Here is a 21953-nt window from a genome sequence, read left to right on the forward strand (position 1 = left end):
ATTTTACTTATTAAGATTTCTCATGCCATAAATTTTAGAGCTCCACGGAGAATAACGTTTTTCAACCTCTTCGATCGTGATTACATGAGGCTCTTCGTCATGAGAGTTAAAATATAGATGCATAGCCATGGCAACGGCAGCTTGTTCGTGTGGGGTCGGATGAGTATCCGTCGTCACAACTGTTTTTTCCGGTTCTTGAACCGCTTTGGTGGCATGATCTTTCACTTGATTCGCGATCCTGGTCTGTAAATTAATGATCCAGATCAAAAGAACCAATAATAGAAACACTGTCAGCATTCCCACACCTGTAATGAGGAGAGCATAACCCCAGTTTATTGCTAATGTGATCATATGGCTTACAACGGTATATTTGAATGTTTCTTCATCGGGTTAACGACGCGCTTGGTCTGTAAAGACTGGAAAGCGCGGATAATGCGGAAACGCGTATTACGCGGGTCGATGACATCATCGATGTATCCGTATGAAGCGGCTTTGTACGGGTTTGCGAAGGCCGTGTTGTATTCCTCTTCTTTTATGGCGACGAACTTAGCTTTTTCCTCCGGATCGGAGATGGCGGCTAACTCCTTGCCATACAACACTTCAATGGCACCCTTGGCTCCCATAACGGCGATTTGTGCCGTCGGCCAGGCGTAATTGAAATCTCCCCGCAATTGTTTACACGACATCACGTCGTGAGCACCACCGTAGGATTTCCGTAAAGTAATGGTTACTTTCGGTACGGTTGCCTCGCCGTAAGCAAACATGAGTTTTGCCCCGTGGGTGATGATACCGCCGTATTCTTGCATGCGTCCCGGTAAAAATCCCGGTACGTCAACCAAGGTTAACACGGGAATGTTGAAACAGTCGCAGAAACGCACGAAGCGGGCTGCTTTGCGGGAGGCTTCGATGTCAAGTACTCCGGCGTAGAAATTCGGCTGGTTAGCGATTACACCGACGGAACGTCCTCCCATGCGGCAGAATCCGACAATGATATTCCGTGCATAACGTTTGTGAACTTCCAGGAATTTTCCGTTGTCCACGATGGCTTCGATAACATCCATCATGTTATACGGTAAATTCGGGTTATCGGGTATCAACTCGTTTAACTGGTCTTCCAAACGATCGATCGGATCATTGCATGGAACGATCGGGGTTTCTTCCAAGTTGTTAGAAGGCAGGTAAGAGAGCAAATCACGGATAATAGCGATTCCCTCTTCTTCGTTTTCTGCCAGGAAATGAGAAACACCGGATTTCGTTGAATGAACTTCCGCACCTCCTAATTCTTCGGTCGTGATGTCTTCTCCTGTTACGGTTTTTACTACCTTCGGACCGGTTACGAACATATAAGATGATTGGTCGGTCATCAGAATGAAGTCCGTCAACGCCGGAGAATACACGGCTCCTCCGGCACAAGGACCGAATATGGCGGAGATTTGCGGAATTACTCCCGACGCCAGGATGTTCCGTTCGAAAATTTCGGCGTATCCGGCTAAAGAGTTAACACCTTCTTGAATACGGGCACCGCCTGAGTCGTTCAATCCGATAATAGGAGCTCCCACGGTCATGGCTTTATCCATCACCTTGCAGATTTTTTGAGCTAACGTTTCGGAAAGTGCTCCACCGAAAACCGTGAAGTCTTGAGCGAAAACAAATACGAGACGTCCGTCAATTGTTCCCTGACCGGTCACCACGCCGTCTCCCAAAAACTTGGTTTTTTCCATGCCGAAATTATAGCAACGGTGTGTTATGAACATATCGAACTCTTCGAAACTGTTTTCATCCAGCAACATGGCGATTCTTTCTCGGGCGGTATATTTCCCTTTCTTGTGCTGGGATTCTATTCGCTTTTCCCCTCCGCCAAGTCTCGCCTGGGCTCGTAATTCGATTAACTCTTTGACTTTATCTTGATTGGTCATAGTATCAAAATTTATATAGGCTGATTATCTGAAAAAATTATTTTGTCCCGCAAAGTTCCGTCAATACTCTGAACGTTGATTTCGGGTGAAGGAATCCGATTCTTAGTCCTTCTGCACCTCCGCGGGGTGCTTTGTCGATTAGCTGACAACCTGCAGCTTGTGCATCGTTCAATGCGGTTTGAACATCTTCAACGGCGAAAGCTATGTGGTGCATACCGCCTCCGTTTTTTTCCACGAATTTACCGATAGGGCCTTCCGGATCAGTCGACTCCAGTAATTCAATTTTTGTCTGTCCCACTTTGAAGAAGGCCGTTTTTACTTTTTGATCTTTTACTTCTTCAATTGCATAGCATTCTAATCCCAATACTTTTTCATAAAATGGAATGGCTTCATCCAAACTGGCAACGGCAATGCCAATGTGCTCGATATGAGTTGGTTTCATCGTGATAAAATTTAATTAATTAGATATTATGTTTAATCTTAATTTGTTTTCCACACATATTTTTAGAACTTTTTGTCTGCTAAAAATACAAGGTGCGAAATTACTGATTGTTATTGCGATTTTCAAACAATTTGATGTTGATTATTCTTAAAAAACAATGTTTAGAATCGTTTTAAATAAACTGCAAAAAATCAATGGTTTCCTTCTGTAACTCTTTACTTGATAAATACGTAAATCTTAAAAAATGAAATAAAAAATAAGAGATCATGAGTAGACAGAAATTAGTTGTTTTTATTATGGCGATCATCGGAATGATAGCTACTTTTTTACCTTGGTACGAAGTAAACCTTTATGGTTCGATTATGGGATATCAGTCGGCGGGTTGGTTCACGTTCATTATGTTTGCCGTCGCTTTTTTATTGGGGTTGAGGGGAAAATTGAGAGAAGATATGGGTGTGGGTTGGGTATACATCGGTTCGGGTTTCAGTTTGGCCGCGGCTTTTGTGGTGTTATGGCGCATTATCGTTATTTATTTGGATAAGGAGGGGGCTGCGACGACATTGACCGGGGAGATGATGGCGGAGGAAGTACGGGTTTTGTATGGCGCTTATCAGGTAGTCATTGCCGGAATATGTCTTCCTTTCGGGGCATTTCTTTTTCAGCGGAAAAAATGAAGAAAATAAATAAATTCCGGGATCGGGGGACTTGGAGAGTTAAAGAAGAACTCAATTCCCTGATCCCGGAATGGTTGTGTTTAAAAAGAGAGGAATTTGTGATTTTGGAAATGAATTTTTTCATCTATTAAAAAAAATCAGTACCTTGTCGTCTCATTTCTGACGTTGAAAATTATTCATTAAAATAACAATAAGATATGTTTGATAAAAGCGTGTATGTTAGTAGAAGAAAGCGACTTATCGAGAAAATGAGTAGCGGTTTGATACTTATTCTCGGTAATGGAGAAGCCCCTGCGAATTATACGGATAACACCTATAAGTTCAGACAGGATAGCTCGTTTCTTTATTTTTTCGGGTTGAATTTGCCCGGTTTTGCCGGGGTGCTGGATGTAGATTCCGGTAAAGAGTATATTTTCGGGAACGATGTGGATATGGACGATATTATCTGGATGGGCCCCCAACCGACCGTGAAAGATATGGCCGCTGGTGTCGGAGTCGCTGATACGGCACCTTTTACCAAATTAGCTGATTGTTTGAAGGAGGCGATAGCTGCCGGACGCAAAATTCATTTCTTACCTCCTTATCGGTATCGAAATAGGATTATTTTGGAGGATTTGCTGGGCATTCATCACTCTTTGGTGAAGAGTTATGCTTCGTTAGAGTTGGTTAAGGCTGTTATCTCCTTGCGTTCCGTGAAAGAACCGTGTGAGATTGACGAAATTAACCGGGCTTGTAACATCGGATACGAAATGCACGTGACAGCGATGAGACACGCTCAACCGGGAGTGAAAGAACAGTATATTGCCGGATTGATCGAAGGTATTGCCGCTTCTTACGGTAGTATGGTCTCTTTCCCGGTTATTTTATCTCAAAATGGAGAGACCTTGCATAATCATGACCACAGTAAGATATTGACGGAAGGACGCATGATGCTGACGGATGCCGGGGCCGAATCGGTTATGAATTATTGTTCGGATTTTACGCGTACCGTACCTGTCGGAGGAAAATTTAACCAGAGGCAAAAAGAGATTTATAATATAGTACTGGCTTGTAATAATAAGGCCATGGAAATTGCCCGTCCGGGAGTGACTTATCAATATGTACACCTGGAGGCCTGCAAGGTATTGGCCCAGGGGTTGAAGGATCTCGGAATGATGAAAGGAGATGTGAATGAGGCGGTTGCTGCCGGTGCGCATGCCTTGTTCATGCCTCACGGTTTAGGTCATATGATGGGGTTGGACGTGCATGATATGGAAGATTTGGGGCAGATATACGTAGGATACGATGAGGTTACCCGTCCGATTAACCAGTTCGGTGCTTCTTCTTTACGGATGGGAAGAATGTTACAACCAGGGTTTGTTATTACGGATGAACCGGGTTGTTATTTTATTCCGGCTTTGATTGATCAGTGGAGAGCACAAGGCATGCATAAAGATTATTTAGTGTATGATAAGATCGAAGCTTATAAAGATTTCGGGGGTATTCGTTTGGAGGACGATATCCTAATCACGGAAAACGGTTGTGAATGCATGGGAGATCGTCGTGCTCCGATTACCGTTGAAGAAGTCGAAAATACTATGCAAATGTAAATTTAAAATCGTATAATATGAAGTTTGTTATATCAAGTAGCACTTTTCTTTCTCGGTTGCAAGCGGTGAGTCGCGTCATTAGCGGAAAGCCTGCTCAGCCGATTCTGGATAATATTTTATTGGTGGCTAAAGACAATAGGTTGTATGTTACCGCATCCGATAAAGAAACTACCATGGAAGCCCGTGTAGAGTTGGAACAATTGGAGATTCCCGGTAGTATTACCATTCCTGCTAAATTATTGTTGGATATATTGAAGGAGTTTCCGGAACAACCGTTGACTTTTGATATCAATGAGGCGACTCATAAAGTAACAATTATTTCCGACAAGGGCGAGTTTTCCGTGATGGGAGAGAGTGCGGAGGATTATCCGGTACAATCCGGTTTGGATGAAAATTCGGTCGTGTTAGTAACCAATTGCGGCATGTTGTTAGAAGGGATCTCCAAGACCGTTTTTGCAACGGCGAACGACGATCTCCGTCCGGTGATGAACTGCATCCTGATTGAGATGAACGCCGAAAATTTCACTTTTGTCGCTTCTGACGCTCATAAATTGGTACGATACAAGCGTTTCGATGCTCGCACGGATGGAGAGCAACGGGCTTTGATCCTGCCGAAAAAACCCTCTTTATTATTGAAGAATATTCTACCGAAAGATGATAGCGAATTGAAAATGCAATTCAATGAAAAAATGGCCTGTTTCATTTTCGGAGATTACAAGATGATATGTACTCTTGTGGAGGGACGTTTCCCTAATTATAATTCGGTTATTCCTCAAAATAATCCCAAGAAAATTATTATTGAGAAGAAAGAGTTGTATAATACCCTGAGAAGGGTCTCCGTGATGGCTAATCAAGCCAGTAATTTGGTGAAATTCGATTTGACAAGAGGTTCGATGGTTATCTCGGCTCAGGATGTGGATTATGCTATGTCCGGACACGAAACGATCTCGTGCCAATATGACGGAGAGGAGATGGCAATCGGGTTTAAATCTCCTTTCGTGTTGGAAATCTTAGCTAATTTGAATACGGAATATTTTGTATTGGAGTTATCGGATCCGAGTCGTCCCGGTCTCTTCCTGCCTTATGAAAGCGATAATCAGGATGAGGATTTATTGATGCTATTGATGCCGATGATGGTATAATAGCTTATTTGAAATTTAAATTGGAAGTTTGTGAAGTTAAAACTGACCTGCCCGATCGTTTTCTTTGATTTGGAAACGACGGGTATTAACATCGCCAAGGACAAGATTGTTGAAATATCTGTTTTGAAAATTCACCCTAATGGGAAAGAGGAACAGAGGACCCTCCGGATTAATCCGGAGATGCATATACCAGAACAAGCGACAGCGATTCACGGTATTAAGGACGAAGATGTAAAGGATTGTCCTGTTTTTAAGGAAGTAGCCAAAGAGTTGGCCCGTTTTATTGAAGGATGTGATCTGGGAGGATATAATTCGAATCGTTTTGATATTCCTCTGCTTGCAGAAGAGTTTTTGAGGGTGGGAGTGGATTTTGATATGCGCAGACGCAGATTTGTGGATGTACAAACTATTTTTCATAAGATGGAACAACGTACGTTGAGTGCGGCTTATCGTTTTTATTGTGATAAGAATTTGGAAGATGCACATACCGCTGCGGCGGATACCTTGGCTACTTATGAAGTATTGCAATCTCAATTGGAACGTTATGAGGGGCAGTTGGAAAATGATATTACTTTTTTGAGTAAATTTTCGTCGCAAAGTAATAATGCGGATTTCGCCGGTTTTATCGTGTATGATGAGAATGGGGTTGAGGTATTTAATTTTGGAAAAAATAAGGGAGTTCCCGTACTTCAGGTATTGAAGGAGCAACCGGGGTATTTTGCTTGGATGCTGAATAGTGAATTTCCATTGTATACGAAAAAAATATTGACTGAAATTAAATTAAGAAGTGCCGGATTAATGAAGTGATTCGTATGGATAGTATAGAATACGTATAATTAATAAAAAACGTTCGATGGCACTATCGAACGTTTTTTATTTCAAAATGTGTATAGATGAACTTTTTATGGTTTATTTCGTATTGTATATATTTGGGTGAAATCTTTATCTGAATTTTTGCTTTATTTCGTTAATTGGGATTCTGGCATGGAAGTTGTAAAGACGTAGCCCTTGTAGTAAAGAAATGGATTAATAACTAATAATAATTTGTTTTATGAGGTGTAAATGGGCAATTGTAGGTTTATACGTACTTCTGGGCATCTCTTGTAAAGGGAAAAAGGATAATGCGGCTCCCGATATTATCCGTCCAGTGAAGGTTGTAAAAGTAGAATCGTTAGATGCTATCAATAAGGTGTATACGGGGATCGTTGAGGCGGAAGAATATAGCAATCTGGCTTTTAAAGTATCGGGTCCGTTAATTGAAATGAACGTGGAGGAGGGACAGAAAGTAAAGAAGAATCAAATCATCGCACGGGTAGATCCCTTGGATTATCGGTTACAATACGAAGCGAATAAGGCTGCCTATTTGACGGCTAAATCTCAATTGGAGCGAAATAAGAAATTATTGGCTATGCAAGCCATTTCCAAACAAGATTATGAGATAGCTGAGGCGAATTACATTAAAGGAAAATCGGCTTATGAAACTTCACAAAATACATTGGAGGATACGAAATTGAGAGCTCCTTTCGACGGGTTCGTGGAAAAAAAATTCGTGGAGAATTATCAGAAAGTGATGCCGGGAGAATCTATTATAAAATTGGTGAATCCCCGCAAATTAGCTGTCAGTTTTACCTTACCGGAGACAAGTGTGGATTTGACTCGGGTACCGATGACGGTAACGGTTGAGTTTGATACCTATAAAGGGATTTGGTTTAAAGCCCGAGTAAAAGAGTTTATCGATGCTTCTCCTGACGGGACGGGTATTCCTGTAAAATTGTCCATTGATGATTCTCGTTTTTCCAGGGATATACATACTATTTATCCCGGGTTCTCCTGTAAAGTTAACTTGAAGATCGAAACGGCAGTAGCAGGTAGTTATATCGTGCCGATGAGTGCTCTTTTTAAGGATTTGAACACGGGTAAAACATGCGTGTGGTTATACAACACGACTTCGGAGACGGTAAAGAGTCAGGCGGTGGAAATCGGACAGTTGATCGGTAATGATAAGGTGATCGTGGAGAAAGGATTAAATAGCGATAATATCATTGTAGTAGCGGGTGCTAACTATATCACGGAAGGTCAGAAAGTAAAAATATTAAAATAATAAGGAAAAATTATGAATATAGCAAAATATTCGCTGGATAACACGAAGGTAATCTATTTTTTCCTGGCCATATTGATGATCGGAGGCGTTTTGTCGTTTGATTTATTAGGGAAAAAAGAGGATTCTCCTTTTGTAATTAAAACGGCAGTGATTATTACGCAGTATCCGGGAGCGACACCCGCTGAAGTGGAACAATTGATCACGGAACCTATAGAACGGGAAATTCAGTCTATGCGGCGTGTGCATAAAATAAATTCGGAGTCTTTTTATGGAATGTCTAAAATTAAAATTGAGTTGAGTCCTGCGACCCCTCCGGATGAAATGCCTCAGATGTGGGATGAATTAAGGCGTAAAGTATTGAACATCCAACCGAGTCTGCCTCAGGGAGCTTCTCAAATTAGCGTATCGGATGATTTTGGAGATGTATTCGGCATATATTACGGTTTGACGGCTGACGAGGGATTTAGCTATCACGATTTGAGAGAGTGGGGGCAAAAATTGAAAACTCAATTGGTGACGATAGACGGTGTGCAAAAAGTGGCGCTGTTCGGGGAACAAACGGAAGTTGTAAACGTTTTTATAACGATGTCTAAATTAGCTAATTCCGGGTTAAATCTAAACACGTTGATCAATACTATAAAATCCCAGAATTCACTTATCAACACGGGGGTAAAGAGGGCTGGGAATATTGAATTGAAAATCCTTGCCGATGGAACTTATAAGACTTTGGACGATATCCGGAATCAATTAATTGTGACAGAAACCGGACAGCAAGTTCGCTTGGGGGATATCACGATCGTGGAAAAGGGGTATCTGGATCCGCCCTCCAGTTTGATTCGGGTGAATGGTAAACGGGCTATAGGAATCGGTATCTCTACGGTACCCGATATGGATGTGGTAAAGGCCGGAGAGAAGGTGAAGGCTAAATTGAGCCAGTTGGTGGAGATGATGCCGGTAGGTATCGAATTGGTAACTCTTTATCCGGAGAATGAAATTGCAAGAGAAGCAAACAACGGATTTATTTTAAATCTGATAGAGTCCGTCGTGATCGTTATTCTGATTATCCTGCTCGTTATGGGAACTCGAGCAGGGGTGTTGATCGGTTCTTCCTTGCTATTTTCCATCGGCGGAACCATGTTAATCATGCAATTCATGGGTGTAGGATTAAACAGGACCTCTTTGGCGGCTTTTATTATTGCCATGGGTATGTTGGTCGATAATGCCATTGTCGTCACCGATAATGCCCAGATATTGATAAAAAAGGGAATGAGACGGCGAGATGCTCTGATAAAAGGAGCGACCTCTCCTCAGTGGGGATTGTTGGGGGCGACCTTGATAGCAATCTTCTCCTTTTTACCCCTCTATCTCGCTCCTTCGGCAGTTGCGGAGATGGTAAAGCCTTTGTTTATCGTGTTGGCTGTTTCTTTGGCATTGAGTTGGATATTGGCATTGACGCAGACGACTGTATTCGGTAATTTTATCTTGAAAGAAGGAAGCGGTGAGGCGGTGAAGGATCCTTATGATACGAAATTTTATAATAAATTCACCTCTGTATTGCGAGAATTGATACATCATAAGGTATTAACGCTTGTTACCGTGATCATATTGTTTTTCGTTTCGCTTTATATTATGGGGGCCATGCCTCAAAACTTTTTTCCGAATATGGATAAACCCTATTTCCGTGCAGATTGTTTCTTGCCGGAAGGGTATAGTATTCGGGAATCGGAAAAAATATTGATGGAGATAGAGGGATATTTGATGAAACAGAAGGAGGTGAAAAATGTCTCCTTAACAGTGGGTAGTTCTCCGTTACGTTATTATTTGGCCAGTACCTCTTTCGGTCCGAAATCGAATTTCGGTAATTTGTTAATAGAAGTGGACGATAAGTCTGATTCTCCTATTTTAGAGGAGAGATTGAATGCTTATGTCCGGGAAAATTATCCGGATGTATTGATCCGTTCTTCTCTGTTTAAACTTTCTCCGGCCGTAGAAGCCTCTATTGAAATCGGTTTTATCGGGGACAATATAGATACCTTGGTCGCTTTGACCAATCGCACCATGAAAATCATGCGGGAAACCGGAATGGTCACTGATGTGCGGAACAGTTGGGGAAATAAGGTGCCGGTTTGGGAGCCTGCTTACTCTCAGGAGAGGGGACAACGGGTGGGAATTACTCGACAATCCGTTGCTTACGCGTTGAAGATTGCAACCAATGGGTTAGCGCTTGGGGATTATCGGGAAAAAGACCTGTTTATGCCGATTTTATTGAAAGAGGATGGATTGGATACCAAGAATCTCGATAATATGAAAACCTTACCGGTATTTACTTCGAAAGGTTTGACCGTCCCGTTGGCTCAGGTTGTGGATAGTTTTGCTTATGATTATAATTTTAATGTTATCAAGCGTTATAATCGGGATAGGGTAATGATGGCCCAATGCGATGCGAAAAGAGGAGTAAATACGAAAGCTGCTTTTGCCAAGGTCTTAAGCAAGGTGAAGCAGATGGATCTGCCGGAAGGCTATGCGATGAAGGTTTTTGGAGAGGAGGAGACGCAAGAAGAATCAAATCAGGCTTTGGCTGCTAACATGCCACTGACCTTGATACTGATGTTTATCGTGCTTTTGTTGCTGTTCCGTACTTATCGAAAACCGACGGTCATTTTACTGATGGTTCCGCTAATCTTTATAGGTGTCGTTTTTGGATTGTTAGTGATGGGAAAAATGTTTGACTTTTTTGCCCTGTTAGGCGTGTTGGGATTGGTTGGAATGAATATAAAAAATGCTATTGTGCTGGTGGATCAGATAGGAATAGAACAGGAAAACGGTTTGGCTCCTTTGGATGCTGTTTTGCAGGCTACGAAATCCAGGATCGTACCGGTGACGATGGCTTCAGGAACGACTATCTTGGGAATGCTGCCCTTGTTGTTCGATGCCATGTTCGGGGGAATGGCCGCTTGTATCATGGGCGGATTATTGATAGCCAGTTTATTGACCATAGTCGTATTGCCGGTGACTTATTGTTTGATTTTTAGAATAAAAGTAAGATAGGGCATGGTATCCCGATTTTTGAGGTTTCAGGGTCGGGAGCCACCGTCTAAATTCATAAACAAAAAAATATGAAACAATTTATTTTGAGTATATCGATCCTGTTGACTGCTATTACGGTGAACGGACAAGCGTTGACGCTAACCTTGGAACAATATCGCCAAAAGGTATTGGAGTATAATCAAGATGTAAAGCAGTCGAGGGAAGCTGTAAAAGCTGCCGTTTCCGCTTTGAAAGCGATCAAGACAGGTTTTTTTCCCAAGGTCCAGATAGGAGGAGATTATTCTTATCAATTCGAGGATGTGGAGTTTATGCAGGGGATTGATATGAAGCATAATAATTATTCCGCCACCGCAACGGCTTCCCAGAATATATATTCCGGAAGCGGAGTGAAAAAGCAACGGGATGCAGCGAGATTGCAGGAAGCTATTGCGCGGTTGAGTGAGGATTTGACAAGGGATAATATTGTTTATGCCGCAGATTTGAGCTATTGGTCGGTTGCTGCTAACGAAACCCTTTATCTGATATCGGAAGAGTTTGTATTGATTGTACGTGAGTTATACGATATCGTGAATAAACGTTTCGATGAGGGTGCGATAAGTAAAACAGATGTATTAATGGTAAAGACACGGTTAAAGGAGGCCGAATTACAGTTGTCCACGGCTGGCATGAACTTTAAAACAGCCATGCAATCGCTAAAGATTATGATGGGAGTTACTTTGGAGGAGACGGTTGTTGTCATTGATTCTATTCAGAAACCGATGGTTGTTCCCGCGTTACAGCCTGTTGAGACGGCCTTGAAACGTCGCCCTGATTTTCTGATCGCCATGGAAAACCTGAATCTGGCGAAACAACAAACAAAAATAGTGCGGGCAAAATATCTTCCTCAGTTCAGTATCGGCTTAAAAGAGGCATGGGGAACACCGATGATTAATGTAGACGGCAAAGAGCGTTTTACCACGGTAGCTTTTGCTAAATTGAGTATGCCTGTATTCAATTGGGGGGAGAAACGTCACTATGTACAGCAGAATCGAGCCATGGAGGTTTATAAGGAATTGGAAATCAGTAAAGTGGAAGATCAGATTAAAGAGGAGTTAGCTAATGCCTGGGTGAAGTTGAATGAATCGGCCAAACGAGTGGAGATAGCACAGTCCACCTTGGATATTTCCCGGGAAAACTTAATGTTAAATACATTTAGTTACAACGAAGGAAAGTTACCGATATTGGATGTGCTTTCATCCCAGGCGACCTGGTTGCAAGCATATACGAGTGTGGTTTCCGCGAATTATCAGTACAAGGTGGCCTTAGCGGAATATGTTAAAATATTGGGAGGTTACGAGTGACTTAGGGATCGGAGATTCACGGTTTCGGATTTGAGGGTATTACGCTTAGAAAGATAGGGATAAGGTTTTTTATAGTTTGAGTACTACCTGTAAATAGAATTGAATTCCGGCATCGCCGTGATCTCCTTGAAGGGAGACAAAATTAACCTTACATCCGTGTCGTCGAAACGATTGAAAGGCCTGTTCGGCATTTAGGTAGGGTACGTACGTATCATCGGGAGAGTGCATCAGCGTGATGGAAGAGTTCGGAGTCCACTCAACAAGAGAATTTTGTTTTAAAGCTCTTTCCAGTTTCTTTATGGAGTTGTTTTTCTCCGGCAAAAAGAAAGCAGGCGATAAAATGTTTTCCAACCGATGACCTAATCGGGAGTTTATTTCCGATAAATCTTGTTTTCCGTCAAAGAGGGAAATGACCTGATCGGGAGAGATGAAAATCTCGTTCCAAGCTAACTGCAAATGGTTACCCGTGTTTAAACCGAGGAGGAGATAGGGTATAAAAGCGGGTTGGGAGATATAATTTTGGTTCAAAAAACAGTTGTAGGTAGCTTCCAAATCATAAGCACCTCCTCCTGCAAAAGTTTGTTTGACTTTTAGGTCGGTATCGGGTATTTCTTCGATTTTCTTCAATAAAGCGAGAGTGGCGTTTCCTCCTTGTGAATATCCCATCAGGGAGATCTCTTCAGGGACGGGAAAACAAATGGATTGCAGGTACTCTTTGCCGGCCCTGATCATATCAATGCAGGACTGGGCCGTACTGTTGCTGTGAAAGAAGGGATGAAATAGATGTTCCGTTTCTCCGAATCCGATGTAGTCCGACATAAAAACGACTTGCTTAAAGAGAACGGGAGCAAGCTCGAAATGGAGAAGTTGGCGGGAAGGAGCTTGGGATTTTAAAAACAGAGAAGAGTGTTGTACGCTGGTAACTCCCGTTATTTTTTTGTTGGAAGGATAAGCGATAACACCGGACGCAATAATGTCCTGATTCTTGGAGTCCTTTGTCCGGTAACGTATGGCCGTGACATGAATATTTTGTAAAAGAACGGATAAGGACGAATAACGAATGAAAATTTCAGGATACCTGTTTTTTATCTCGTCAACGGAAAATTCTTTTTCCTGGATGACCGATACAAAGTAGTGGGGAGAGACAGATTCTTCATCTTTGGAGCAGGAATAGAGTAATATGAGTCCGATAACCGAAAAGAGGAAGAATTCTTTCATAATGTATATTTTTCATATGGATGCTCAAATATAATAAATTATATAAATTCAGCATCGGATAAATTACCGGGTGAAAAGTAAGATTTTTATTTTTCGTTCGGATCATTCGTTCAAAAATGGAAATAATCGCGGGAAAAAGTGTTTTTTCCGATTAATTGCGGATATTATCTTGATAAATTGTATTTTTGCGGATGTTAGTGAATGGTTTAAAAGTTTGAACGATATGACGATAGAAAAAATGCTTACTCGGCAAGTATTGGAGGCCGTAAAGGCGTGTTACGGGGTTGAATTGACAGCTAAGGATATTCAGTTGCAGGAAACGAGAAAAGAGTTTGCCGGAGATTTGACGGTAGTGGTTTTTCCGTTTACCCGATATTCTCGAAAATCTCCTGAAGAGACGGCGAAAGAATTGGGAGAGTATTTGAAACAGAATATAGAAGAGGTCAAGGAATACAATGTTATTAAAGGTTTCCTTAATGTTACGATCTCTTCTGCTTATTGGCTCGAGGTGCTGAATGAAGTCGCAGAAGAGAAGAGGTTCGGCTACTTAAAAGAGAAGAGCGGGAAGACGATTATGATAGAGTATTCTTCTCCTAATACGAATAAACCGTTGCATTTGGGTCATATACGAAATAATTTGTTGGGGTGGTCTGTGTCTGAAATCCAAAAAGCGAACGGCCATGAGGTGATTATGGCTAATTTGGTAAACGATAGGGGAATACATATTTGTAAAAGTATGATAGCCTGGAAGAAATTCGCGAATGGAGCAACACCGGAATCCACCGGAACCAAAGGAGATCATTTCGTGGGTGATTATTATGTACGTTTCGATAAAGAGTATAAAGCTCAAATAAAAGAACTGGTGGGAAAAGGAATGTCGGAAGAGGAGGCAAAGAAAAATGCTCCGATTTTGTTGGAAGCTCAGGAGATGTTGCGAAGATGGGAGGCTGGAGACGATGAGACTGTGGCTTTGTGGCGGATGATGAATGATTGGGTATTGAAGGGATTTGATGAAACCTATCAATTGATGGGGATCTCTTTCGATAAGATCTATTTCGAATCGGAAACTTATAAAAAGGGGCGTGATCTTGTGTTGAAAGGGTTGGCTGACGGAGTTTTGTATCAGAAAGAGACGGGAAGCATTTGGGCGGATTTGACAGGAGACGGGTTGGATCACAAATTGTTGTTGCGGGATGACGGCACGTCCGTTTACATGACCCAAGATATTGGAACGGCTTACGATCGTTTTAATGAATTTAATATCGATCAGGAGATCTATGTCGTGGGTAATGAGCAGAACTACCATTTCCAAGTATTATCACTGATTTGTAAAAAATTAGGTTTCGAGTGGGCGGATAAAATCAAACACCTCTCTTATGGAATGGTGGAATTGCCCGAGGGAAAAATGAAATCAAGGGAAGGTACCGTGGTCGATGCCGATGATCTTATTGCGGAGATGATTCATACCGCACGGGTAACCTCGGAGGAGTTGGGGAAGTTGGAAGGTTATTCCAGAGAGGAGGCAGAAGAGGTGTATCGTAAAGTTGCTTTAGGTGCTTTAAAATATTTTATTTTAAAGGTGGATCCCAAGAAGACGATGATGTTCAATCCGAAAGAATCGATTGATTTTAACGGGAATACGGGACCTTTTATTCAATATACCTATACGAGGATTAAGTCGGTATTGCGTAAAGCGGCGGAAGCAGGAATTACGGTTGAACCGGGAGATATCCATACTCCGTTGACGGAAAAGGAACAGAATCTGATTAAGTTAATAGCTAAATTGCCTTCGGTTGTAAAAGAGGCCGGAGACAATTATAGTCCTGCCGTATTGGGAAATTACGCGTACGAGCTGGCCAAGGAGTTTAATCAGTTTTATCACGATTACTCTATTTTGAAGGAGGATAACGTGGCTGTTCGGAATATCCGATTGTTGTTGGCCCGGCAATGCAGTGAGGCTATAAAAAGCGCTATGGGTATGTTGGGTATCGAAATGCCGGAAAGAATGTAAACGGAAGGGAAATGAGTATGCTTCAAAAAATAGATCCTAAGGTCATTCAGGAGAATGCCATAAAATTAATCGGTGAGGAGTGGATGCTGATTGCTGCCGGTAATGCCGATCGTTTTAATATGATGACGGCAAGTTGGGGTATGATGGGTTTTTTGTGGAACAAGCCCGTCGTGACCGTTTTCGTACGTCCGCAGCGCTACACGTTTGAATTTATGGAAAATAATGCCTATTTTACGCTTGACTTTTTGGGAAAAGAGAATCGGAAAGCATTGAATGTATGCGGTTCGATTTCGGGTAGGTGTGCGAATAAGATAGAGAAGAGTGGGTTGATTCCCGGATTTACGCTATTGGGGAATCCTTTTTTTGAAGAGGCCCGATTGGTTTTGGAATGTAAAAAAATATACGCGGATTGGTTAAAGGAAGATGCTTTTTGGGAGAAAACGCCGATAACGGAAAGCTATCCTGAAAAAGATTTTCATAAAATATACGTGGGTGAAATTGTTAACGCCTGGATGAAAAAGTAAGAATGGATTTATGTAATTATCATAGTCATTGTACTTTTTGTGACGGAAGAGCACCTGCAGAAGATTTTGTAAATGCGGCGATAGAAGCAGGATTTCATAGTTACGGAATCTCTTCCCATTCCCCGTTACCGTTTGAGACCGACTGGTCTTTGAAACGGAGTGAGGTGGGGAATTATTTACGGGAAATGCAAAGGCTTAAACGAATATATGCCTCAATGCTTGAGGTATATGTAGGGTTGGAAATTGATTATTTGAATGATGAATACGGACCTTCTTCCCTTTATTTTCAACAATTGCCGTTGGATTATCGTATCGGTTCCGTTCATTATGTGGTAAATCCGGAAAGAGGAGAAATGATGGACATGGATGGAAGAGTCGAGGATTTCCGGAGGAATTTGGATAAGGTGTTCGCCGGAGATTTGAAGCTGTTGATAAAGAATTATTTTCAGGCCTCGATGCGGATGGTTGAGTTGGGCGGCTTCGATTTCGTTGCCCATGCGGATAAGGTGGCGATGAACGGTTCGCTTTGCGATCCGGAAATAGTGGACAGCAACTGGTTTCGAAACATGATGATGGATTATTTGAGGGTGATTGCAGAGAAGGGAGTGATGATGGAGATCAATACGAAAGCCTATGGGCGGAGAGGAATGTTATTCCCGGACGTGCGTTATTTTAAAGAATTGAGGGAGTTGAAGATACCCTTGATGGTTAATTCCGATGCTCATGAGCCTGAAAAAATCAATCAGGGCAGGGCGGAAGTATTTGGGTTGTTGCGGGAGGCCGGGATTCGGAGTACGGTACATTTACGAAAAGGATTTTGGGAAGAAACAGAGATAACGGTTTAATAAAAACAAGTATGGGAAAGTATTGTATTTTATCGGTATGCGTGCTGATGCTGAGCTTTTGGAGTTGTTCCGAAGAAAAAGAGGATGACCTGATTGATGTTCTGGAGAAAGAATCCGTTGATATTCGGGAGTATTTGAGGGAAAATGTTACGACTCCCGTTACTACGGTGTGTTTTTATTCCGTAAAAGGTTTGCCTATAGATTCTATCTATATTTTTAATAATGATAAGACGGGAACTTTGGTAAAAGAGGATGAATACGCCCTGATCGATTATGACGTATTGGACTTGAACGGGAAATACATGGACTCTACCGATCCGCAACAAAAACTGGATTCAACTTATGTCAGGACCTATGCGATGGGGGGACCGGTATATAATGTGCTCGATACGGCGAATAAGTTCAATTATATCGGGGAGGCGTTGAAGTACATCGGAGAGGGTAAAACGGGAGAGATGATCGTTCCCTCTAAATTAGGTAGTCAGAACGGAAAGTCGCTACTGTATAAGCTTCAGATAAAACGGGTTATTCCGGATTTCAAAGGGTATGAAGATGCTTTAATTCAATCTTATATAGACAATCACATCCAAGACAAGATCGGCGAGCCTGTCGAGATAAGGCGAAACGATTCGATTGCCTATTTGGTGATGACACACCAGGGAAGTGGCGTCTCTGTGATCAAGGAGGGAGATACGGTTTCGATTTCGCATGAGGCATACGTTTTGACCGAGGGATTATTAAAGCAGTATGAAGTCTGGGACAGCGTGACGATGATTCATCCTTTGGCCCCGAGAAACGGGACGATATTGGAGGTTTACGCGAAGGCTTTGACTTATTTGCACGAAGGCGATGAAGCTACGATAATCGTACCTCATGTGCTGGGGTACGGGCGTGCAGGGGTGAAGAGTGCGAGCGGACAAATTTTAATACCTTCTTTTTCAACTTTGGTATACACGTTGAAGGTAAAGAGGGTAGGTATATTTACTCCTCCGGAAGATCCGGAGACAGGGAGAGGTAATGAACCATGACAGATGGTATTTTAATAACAACTAAAAAAAACGGAAATGAAAAAAAACAATTTAATTTGGGGTTTAGGCTTGCTGATGGGTATATTCGCAGGTTGTTCGGATGGTGTAGATACGATCGATATTAAAAAGGTTCTTGCTCAAGAACAAAAGAATATCGAAGCTTATCTTGATAAAAACGCCAAAACAGAGATAATAAAAATACCTGTATCGGAACAAAGCCAGCATATCGCAGATATGTATGTGTTCAATAACGATCGGACCGGAACGGTTGCGGAAGATAAAGAGTGGGTATTGGTCAATTATGATCTGACGAACTTGAACGGGTATATATTCGATACGACGGATCCGGCTAAAGCCGCGGGTAGCGGATTTACCGCTACTTTTCCTTACGGGGGGCCGGTATATTGCCGGGTGGGAGACGGTAGTTTCGTGGGATTGTTAGCCGGATATGTCGGTGAAGGTAAAAAAGGAAATTTACTTGTACCCTCTCCGGTGATGTACAGTAACGGAATTACCCATCTGTATGATATGAAGGTGGAGAAAGTCGTGGGAAAAGACCTGTTCTCCTATGAGAAAGAGATGATTAAACGGTATATGGATGAGGTCTATTCGAATATTCCTCGGGAAAACATTTTGGATGTGAAAAGTGGCGATACGACAACCTATATTGTGCGGACGACATTGGATTCGGAGGGAGAAAACATTGGGGCGAAAGACAGTGTGCGCGTTGTGTGTGCGGCTTATCTTTTGGATGAAGTGAGAGATCGGGATAACTTAAGACAAATTATAAAGCTCGAGGGAAATAAGTCGGTGAAGTGGTTGGTAAGCGATTTAATAGATGGTTTGAGATTAAGTTTTCCGTTATTGAAAGTCGGTGATAAAGCCGATATTATCGTGCCTTACGGTATGGCTTATGAAGATAAACTTTTTAGAGGGATTCCTCCTTATTCAACCATTATTTATCAGTTGGAAATTAAAGAAAAAATTGCCAAAAAATAAAGAAGTAAAGAGATGGACCTGGATTTGAAAAGTACGCTGGAACTTGTAGTTGGCTGGGCGAAAGAGGTCGGAAGTATGCAACGCTCCTATTTTAGAGGTGATAATTTGGGAATTGAGACCAAATCGAATGTTTTCGATGTGGTGACTAAGGTGGATAAGTTATGTGAAACCTTTTTGTTGGAGCGAATAAATGCCTCTTTTCCGGCTCATGGCGTGTTGGGGGAGGAGAGCGGAGAGCATGATGTTCATAGTGATTACTTGTGGATTGTGGATCCATTGGATGGAACAAATAATTACAGTCAGGGGCTTCCTGTTTTTTGCGTGTCTATCGGATTGACCTACAAGGGAGAATCCCTTTTAGGTGTGGTATACGCTCCCTATCTGGATGAAATGTATACGGCGATCCGGGGGAAAGGCGCTTTTAGGAACGGAATCTCTATTCGTGTATCGGACAAGAAGGATTTGGCCCATAGTGTATTGGGAACAGGTTTTCCATACGATAAGGATGTAAATCCGGATAATAATGCCGCTAATTTAGCTCGTATTCTTCCGCGTATCCGTGGAATCCGGCGATTGGGATCGGCTGCTTACGACCTGTGTTGTGTGGCTGCCGGATTTTTGGATGCTTATTGGGAATTGGGACTGCATCCTTGGGACGTGTGTGCCGGAGAGCTTATCGTACGGGAGGCCGGGGGAGAAATCCGTTCTTTTCGGGAAAACAGGGGAATTGCCATAATGGCCGGAAACATTCATCTGATTACAAAAATGCAAGAATATGTAAAATGAAAAAACGAGGAGGCCTGCCTCCTCGTTTTTCTTAGAAGGAGATGGCGAATTTTGTTTTCATGTTTTTGATTTTTTCATTCCGAATAAGGGAGAGGGTTTTTCGTATCCTGTTTCGTTTAATGGCCGCAAAAGCATGAAAATCTTTTATTTCGATACGTCCGATCTCCTCTTTATGTAAATTCCCTTTTTGACAGAGGAAACCGACGATATCCATTTTGCTCAGTTTATCTTTTTTTCCTTTTCCGATGTATAAGGTATCCCATTCCGGTTTCGGGGGAATCTTATTTTTGCCGGATAAACGATATACCTCCGGAATTTCCGGGAGATAGGCAGGAAATATTTCCGATTCTCCTATGAGAACAAAAGCAGTTCCCGAAGCTTTCATCCTGGCTGTACGTCCGTTACGGTGGATAAAGGCCTCTTCCGTATCCGGGAAATGATAATGGATGATGTATTCTATTTCAGGTATATCTAATCCTCTGGCAGCTAAATCGGTAGAGATTAGGATGGTCGTGCTGCCGTTCCGGAACTTGCATAGAACTCTTTCCCTTTCCGCTTGTTCCAGTCCGCCGTGAAAAAACTCGTTTTCCACCGCCTGTTTCCGAAGATAGGTGCTGATCCGTTCGGCATGTTCTCTGTAATTACAAAAAATAAGGGTCGGGGACCCGTTTAACTCGCCTAACAATCGGTATAGGGTAGTAAGTTTGTCCGGATCTCCTGAATAGACGGTTTTTATTTCTAATTTACCCAAAGGTGTTTTTTCTAAAAAATTAATCGCGTGAGGCGATTTTATCCCGACAAATACGGGGATCTCAACGGCCGAAGTAGCAGAAGTGAGAATCCGCTGCCGAATTCCGTGTAAGCAGGCAAATATTTCTCTCATATCTTCAATAAATCCGAATTCAAGCGATTTATCGAATTCATCCAGGATAATCGTGTGTACCTCTTTTAAATCGATAGTTTGCCGATCGATATGGTCTAATAGTCGTCCGGGAGTACCTATGAGTAAAGCCGGAGGGTAAACGAGACTTCTCTCTTCAACTTGAATATCGTGTCCGCCGTAACAACATACCACCCGATAGGAACTTCTTAGAGAGCGAAATACGGATTCGATTTGGAGTGCCAACTCTCGGGAGGGGGTGAGAATCAATGCTTGTATCTCCTTTTTGTCGCTTGATAATTTTTCTAAAAGAGGAAGTAAAAAAGCTAACGTTTTTCCGGAGCCGGTCGGGGATAACAGAAGGATATCCCTGTTATTTCGTTGAGCTTCGATGGCTTGGATTTGCATCTCGTTTAAGGTTGCAATTCCGAGCGATTGCAATATATCCCGAAAAGTGTCGTCGATAGGTGGCATTAGTATGATATGAATTTTCGACAAAAGTAATATTTACTTTTCGGTTTAAAACAGATACGACTGATTATTCGGTCAGTTTAGTCCTAAAGTGGCCATTGTTTTGGGGCGTTTAAACATAATCATGGCTTCCTTATAGCCTTCGTCGAAAATTTTTTCCGTATTGTTCAGATCGAACATACTGTATTGACTGATATGTTTGGGCATGATCAGAATATCGCAACTTTTAGCATCGATATTCATGTTGGAAAGGATTCCCATGTGGAAGGAGCGCTCTGCGAGATGTACTAAATTTTTAATGTGATCACTGGGTTCAACCGGATCGATATGGACTCCGATAATGATATCGCATAAATCGCGAATCGGACGTACCGGTAAATTCATAAAAACACCGCCGTCCACGTATTGTTGATTGTCGATAACCGTAGGTACGAATACGATAGGGACGGATGAAGATGCCACGACCGATGGAATGACCTTGCCGCTATTGAAGTGAGCGGGAACACCTAAATTCATGTTAGTCGCCGTGACGACTAAAGGAATTTGGAGTTGGTCGAAAGTTTCTACTTGAATGAATTCGGACAATCGTTTTTCCATGCCGCCCATCATCATAACGCCCATTTTGGAGACAACAGGACGAGCGAAGTCTAACATCTTGGTTCCTATAAAGAACGAAAGCGATTCTTCTGCCGTATGTCCGGAGGCGATCATGACTCCGGCAATAGCTCCGGCACTGGTACCGGAAATAATATCGGGTTTGATCCCTAATTCTTGCATGGCCTTGTATACTCCCAAGTGTGCAAAACCTCTTGCCCCTCCTCCACTTAAGACTAACCCCAAATGATAGGGTCTTTTTTCCTTGATTATATCCATAGAATATATAATGTTGCTTATTTACTATACGGGAATGAAAGAGAATGGTTGAAAAAAAGAGCCGGT

The 21953-nt window shown here is 42.2% G+C and carries 19 protein-coding genes; 13 read left to right on the plus strand and 6 right to left on the minus strand.

The window, feature by feature from the left end:
• Positions 1-3: 3 nt before the first annotated feature.
• Genes PGR74_RS07560 through mce form a run of 3 tightly spaced genes read right to left on the minus strand, consistent with a single transcriptional unit; the run spans position 4 to position 2358 of the window.
• On the minus strand, positions 4-351 hold the full coding sequence (locus PGR74_RS07560; RefSeq protein ID WP_041502161.1) for an OadG family transporter subunit: 348 nt from the start codon (positions 349-351) through the stop codon (positions 4-6).
• A 5-nt stretch (positions 352-356) separates the two neighbouring features.
• A complete protein-coding gene (locus PGR74_RS07565) occupies positions 357-1916 on the minus strand; it encodes an acyl-CoA carboxylase subunit beta (RefSeq protein WP_041502160.1) in 1560 nt (519 codons plus the stop codon).
• Between the two features lie 37 nt (positions 1917-1953).
• Positions 1954-2358 carry a methylmalonyl-CoA epimerase gene (gene mce / locus PGR74_RS07570; RefSeq protein ID WP_041502159.1) on the minus strand — a complete coding sequence of 135 codons (405 nt, stop codon included), beginning with the start codon at positions 2356-2358 and terminating at the stop codon, positions 1954-1956.
• A gap of 266 nt (positions 2359-2624) precedes the next feature.
• On the opposite strand from mce, the gene PGR74_RS07575 reads away from it, so the two are divergent.
• From PGR74_RS07575 to PGR74_RS07605, 7 genes are all read left to right on the plus strand, one after another.
• A complete protein-coding gene (locus PGR74_RS07575; protein ID WP_041502158.1) occupies positions 2625-3032 on the plus strand; it encodes a hypothetical protein in 408 nt (135 codons plus the stop codon).
• A 197-nt stretch (positions 3033-3229) separates the two neighbouring features.
• A complete protein-coding gene (locus PGR74_RS07580) occupies positions 3230-4621 on the plus strand; it encodes an aminopeptidase P family protein (RefSeq protein ID WP_041505388.1) in 1392 nt (463 codons plus the stop codon).
• 17 nt (positions 4622-4638) lie between these two features.
• Complete coding sequence (gene dnaN, locus PGR74_RS07585) at positions 4639-5763, plus strand: DNA polymerase III subunit beta (protein ID WP_041502156.1); 1125 nt, start codon at positions 4639-4641, stop codon at positions 5761-5763.
• Between the two features lie 30 nt (positions 5764-5793).
• The gene (locus PGR74_RS07590; RefSeq protein ID WP_041502155.1) at positions 5794-6570 is read left to right on the plus strand and encodes a 3'-5' exonuclease; all 777 of its coding nucleotides are present in this window, start codon (positions 5794-5796) and stop codon (positions 6568-6570) included.
• Between the two features lie 244 nt (positions 6571-6814).
• Complete coding sequence (locus PGR74_RS07595; protein WP_041502154.1) at positions 6815-7864, plus strand: efflux RND transporter periplasmic adaptor subunit; 1050 nt, start codon at positions 6815-6817, stop codon at positions 7862-7864.
• A gap of 12 nt (positions 7865-7876) precedes the next feature.
• Positions 7877-10912, plus strand: coding sequence for an efflux RND transporter permease subunit (locus PGR74_RS07600; protein ID WP_041502153.1), 3036 nt, complete (start codon positions 7877-7879; stop codon positions 10910-10912).
• Positions 10913-10980: 68 nt separating this feature from the next.
• Positions 10981-12252, plus strand: coding sequence for a TolC family protein (locus PGR74_RS07605; protein WP_041502152.1), 1272 nt, complete (start codon positions 10981-10983; stop codon positions 12250-12252).
• 69 nt (positions 12253-12321) lie between these two features.
• Here the strand turns inward: PGR74_RS07605 and PGR74_RS07610 are convergent, their stop codons facing one another.
• Positions 12322-13470, minus strand: a complete 1149-nt coding sequence (locus PGR74_RS07610; RefSeq protein WP_041502151.1) for an alpha/beta hydrolase family protein — start codon at positions 13468-13470, stop codon at positions 12322-12324.
• A 223-nt stretch (positions 13471-13693) separates the two neighbouring features.
• On the opposite strand from PGR74_RS07610, the gene argS reads away from it, so the two are divergent.
• The 6 genes from argS to PGR74_RS07640 are packed head-to-tail and all read left to right on the plus strand — an operon-like array spanning position 13694 to position 19663.
• On the plus strand, positions 13694-15481 hold the full coding sequence (gene argS / locus PGR74_RS07615) for an arginine--tRNA ligase (protein ID WP_041502231.1): 1788 nt from the start codon (positions 13694-13696) through the stop codon (positions 15479-15481).
• An 11-nt stretch (positions 15482-15492) separates the two neighbouring features.
• The gene (locus PGR74_RS07620; RefSeq protein ID WP_041505389.1) at positions 15493-16005 is read left to right on the plus strand and encodes a flavin reductase family protein; all 513 of its coding nucleotides are present in this window, start codon (positions 15493-15495) and stop codon (positions 16003-16005) included.
• A 2-nt stretch (positions 16006-16007) separates the two neighbouring features.
• Positions 16008-16850 carry a histidinol-phosphatase gene (locus PGR74_RS07625; RefSeq protein ID WP_041502149.1) on the plus strand — a complete coding sequence of 281 codons (843 nt, stop codon included), beginning with the start codon at positions 16008-16010 and terminating at the stop codon, positions 16848-16850.
• 11 nt (positions 16851-16861) lie between these two features.
• On the plus strand, positions 16862-17878 hold the full coding sequence (locus PGR74_RS07630; protein ID WP_041502148.1) for an FKBP-type peptidyl-prolyl cis-trans isomerase: 1017 nt from the start codon (positions 16862-16864) through the stop codon (positions 17876-17878).
• A gap of 36 nt (positions 17879-17914) precedes the next feature.
• The gene (locus PGR74_RS07635; protein WP_041502147.1) at positions 17915-18877 is read left to right on the plus strand and encodes an FKBP-type peptidyl-prolyl cis-trans isomerase; all 963 of its coding nucleotides are present in this window, start codon (positions 17915-17917) and stop codon (positions 18875-18877) included.
• A gap of 12 nt (positions 18878-18889) precedes the next feature.
• The gene (locus PGR74_RS07640) at positions 18890-19663 is read left to right on the plus strand and encodes an inositol monophosphatase family protein (protein WP_041505390.1); all 774 of its coding nucleotides are present in this window, start codon (positions 18890-18892) and stop codon (positions 19661-19663) included.
• 31 nt (positions 19664-19694) lie between these two features.
• On the opposite strand, the gene PGR74_RS07645 is transcribed toward PGR74_RS07640, so the two are convergent.
• Both PGR74_RS07645 and PGR74_RS07650 read right to left on the minus strand, forming a co-directional pair.
• A complete protein-coding gene (locus tag PGR74_RS07645) occupies positions 19695-21017 on the minus strand; it encodes a DEAD/DEAH box helicase (RefSeq protein ID WP_041502145.1) in 1323 nt (440 codons plus the stop codon).
• A gap of 72 nt (positions 21018-21089) precedes the next feature.
• Positions 21090-21887, minus strand: coding sequence for a patatin-like phospholipase family protein (locus PGR74_RS07650; protein ID WP_052634359.1), 798 nt, complete (start codon positions 21885-21887; stop codon positions 21090-21092).
• Between the last annotated feature and the right edge of the window lie 66 nt (positions 21888-21953).

The sequence above is a fragment of the Sanguibacteroides sp. AM78-02pH3A genome (assembly GCF_027666085.1).
In the GTDB taxonomy this organism is placed as follows: Bacteria; Bacteroidota; Bacteroidia; order Bacteroidales; family Marinifilaceae; genus Gabonibacter; species Gabonibacter massiliensis.

Coding starts and splice junctions, on each gene's coding strand:
- PGR74_RS07575 (WP_041502158.1), top strand. CDS start 2,625: ATGAGTAGACAGAAATTAGTTGTTTTTATTATGGCGATCATCGGAATG.
- mce (WP_041502159.1), bottom strand. CDS start 2,358: ATGAAACCAACTCATATCGAGCACATTGGCATTGCCGTTGCCAGTTTG.
- dnaN (WP_041502156.1), top strand. CDS start 4,639: ATGAAGTTTGTTATATCAAGTAGCACTTTTCTTTCTCGGTTGCAAGCG.
- PGR74_RS07610 (WP_041502151.1), bottom strand. CDS start 13,470: ATGAAAGAATTCTTCCTCTTTTCGGTTATCGGACTCATATTACTCTAT.
- PGR74_RS07565 (WP_041502160.1), bottom strand. CDS start 1,916: ATGACCAATCAAGATAAAGTCAAAGAGTTAATCGAATTACGAGCCCAG.
- PGR74_RS07630 (WP_041502148.1), top strand. CDS start 16,862: ATGGGAAAGTATTGTATTTTATCGGTATGCGTGCTGATGCTGAGCTTT.
- PGR74_RS07620 (WP_041505389.1), top strand. CDS start 15,493: ATGAGTATGCTTCAAAAAATAGATCCTAAGGTCATTCAGGAGAATGCC.
- PGR74_RS07605 (WP_041502152.1), top strand. CDS start 10,981: ATGAAACAATTTATTTTGAGTATATCGATCCTGTTGACTGCTATTACG.
- PGR74_RS07635 (WP_041502147.1), top strand. CDS start 17,915: ATGAAAAAAAACAATTTAATTTGGGGTTTAGGCTTGCTGATGGGTATA.
- PGR74_RS07580 (WP_041505388.1), top strand. CDS start 3,230: ATGTTTGATAAAAGCGTGTATGTTAGTAGAAGAAAGCGACTTATCGAG.
- PGR74_RS07645 (WP_041502145.1), bottom strand. CDS start 21,017: ATGCCACCTATCGACGACACTTTTCGGGATATATTGCAATCGCTCGGA.
- PGR74_RS07560 (WP_041502161.1), bottom strand. CDS start 351: ATGATCACATTAGCAATAAACTGGGGTTATGCTCTCCTCATTACAGGT.
- PGR74_RS07600 (WP_041502153.1), top strand. CDS start 7,877: ATGAATATAGCAAAATATTCGCTGGATAACACGAAGGTAATCTATTTT.
- PGR74_RS07595 (WP_041502154.1), top strand. CDS start 6,815: ATGAGGTGTAAATGGGCAATTGTAGGTTTATACGTACTTCTGGGCATC.
- PGR74_RS07640 (WP_041505390.1), top strand. CDS start 18,890: ATGGACCTGGATTTGAAAAGTACGCTGGAACTTGTAGTTGGCTGGGCG.
- PGR74_RS07625 (WP_041502149.1), top strand. CDS start 16,008: ATGGATTTATGTAATTATCATAGTCATTGTACTTTTTGTGACGGAAGA.
- PGR74_RS07650 (WP_052634359.1), bottom strand. CDS start 21,887: ATGGATATAATCAAGGAAAAAAGACCCTATCATTTGGGGTTAGTCTTA.
- argS (WP_041502231.1), top strand. CDS start 13,694: ATGACGATAGAAAAAATGCTTACTCGGCAAGTATTGGAGGCCGTAAAG.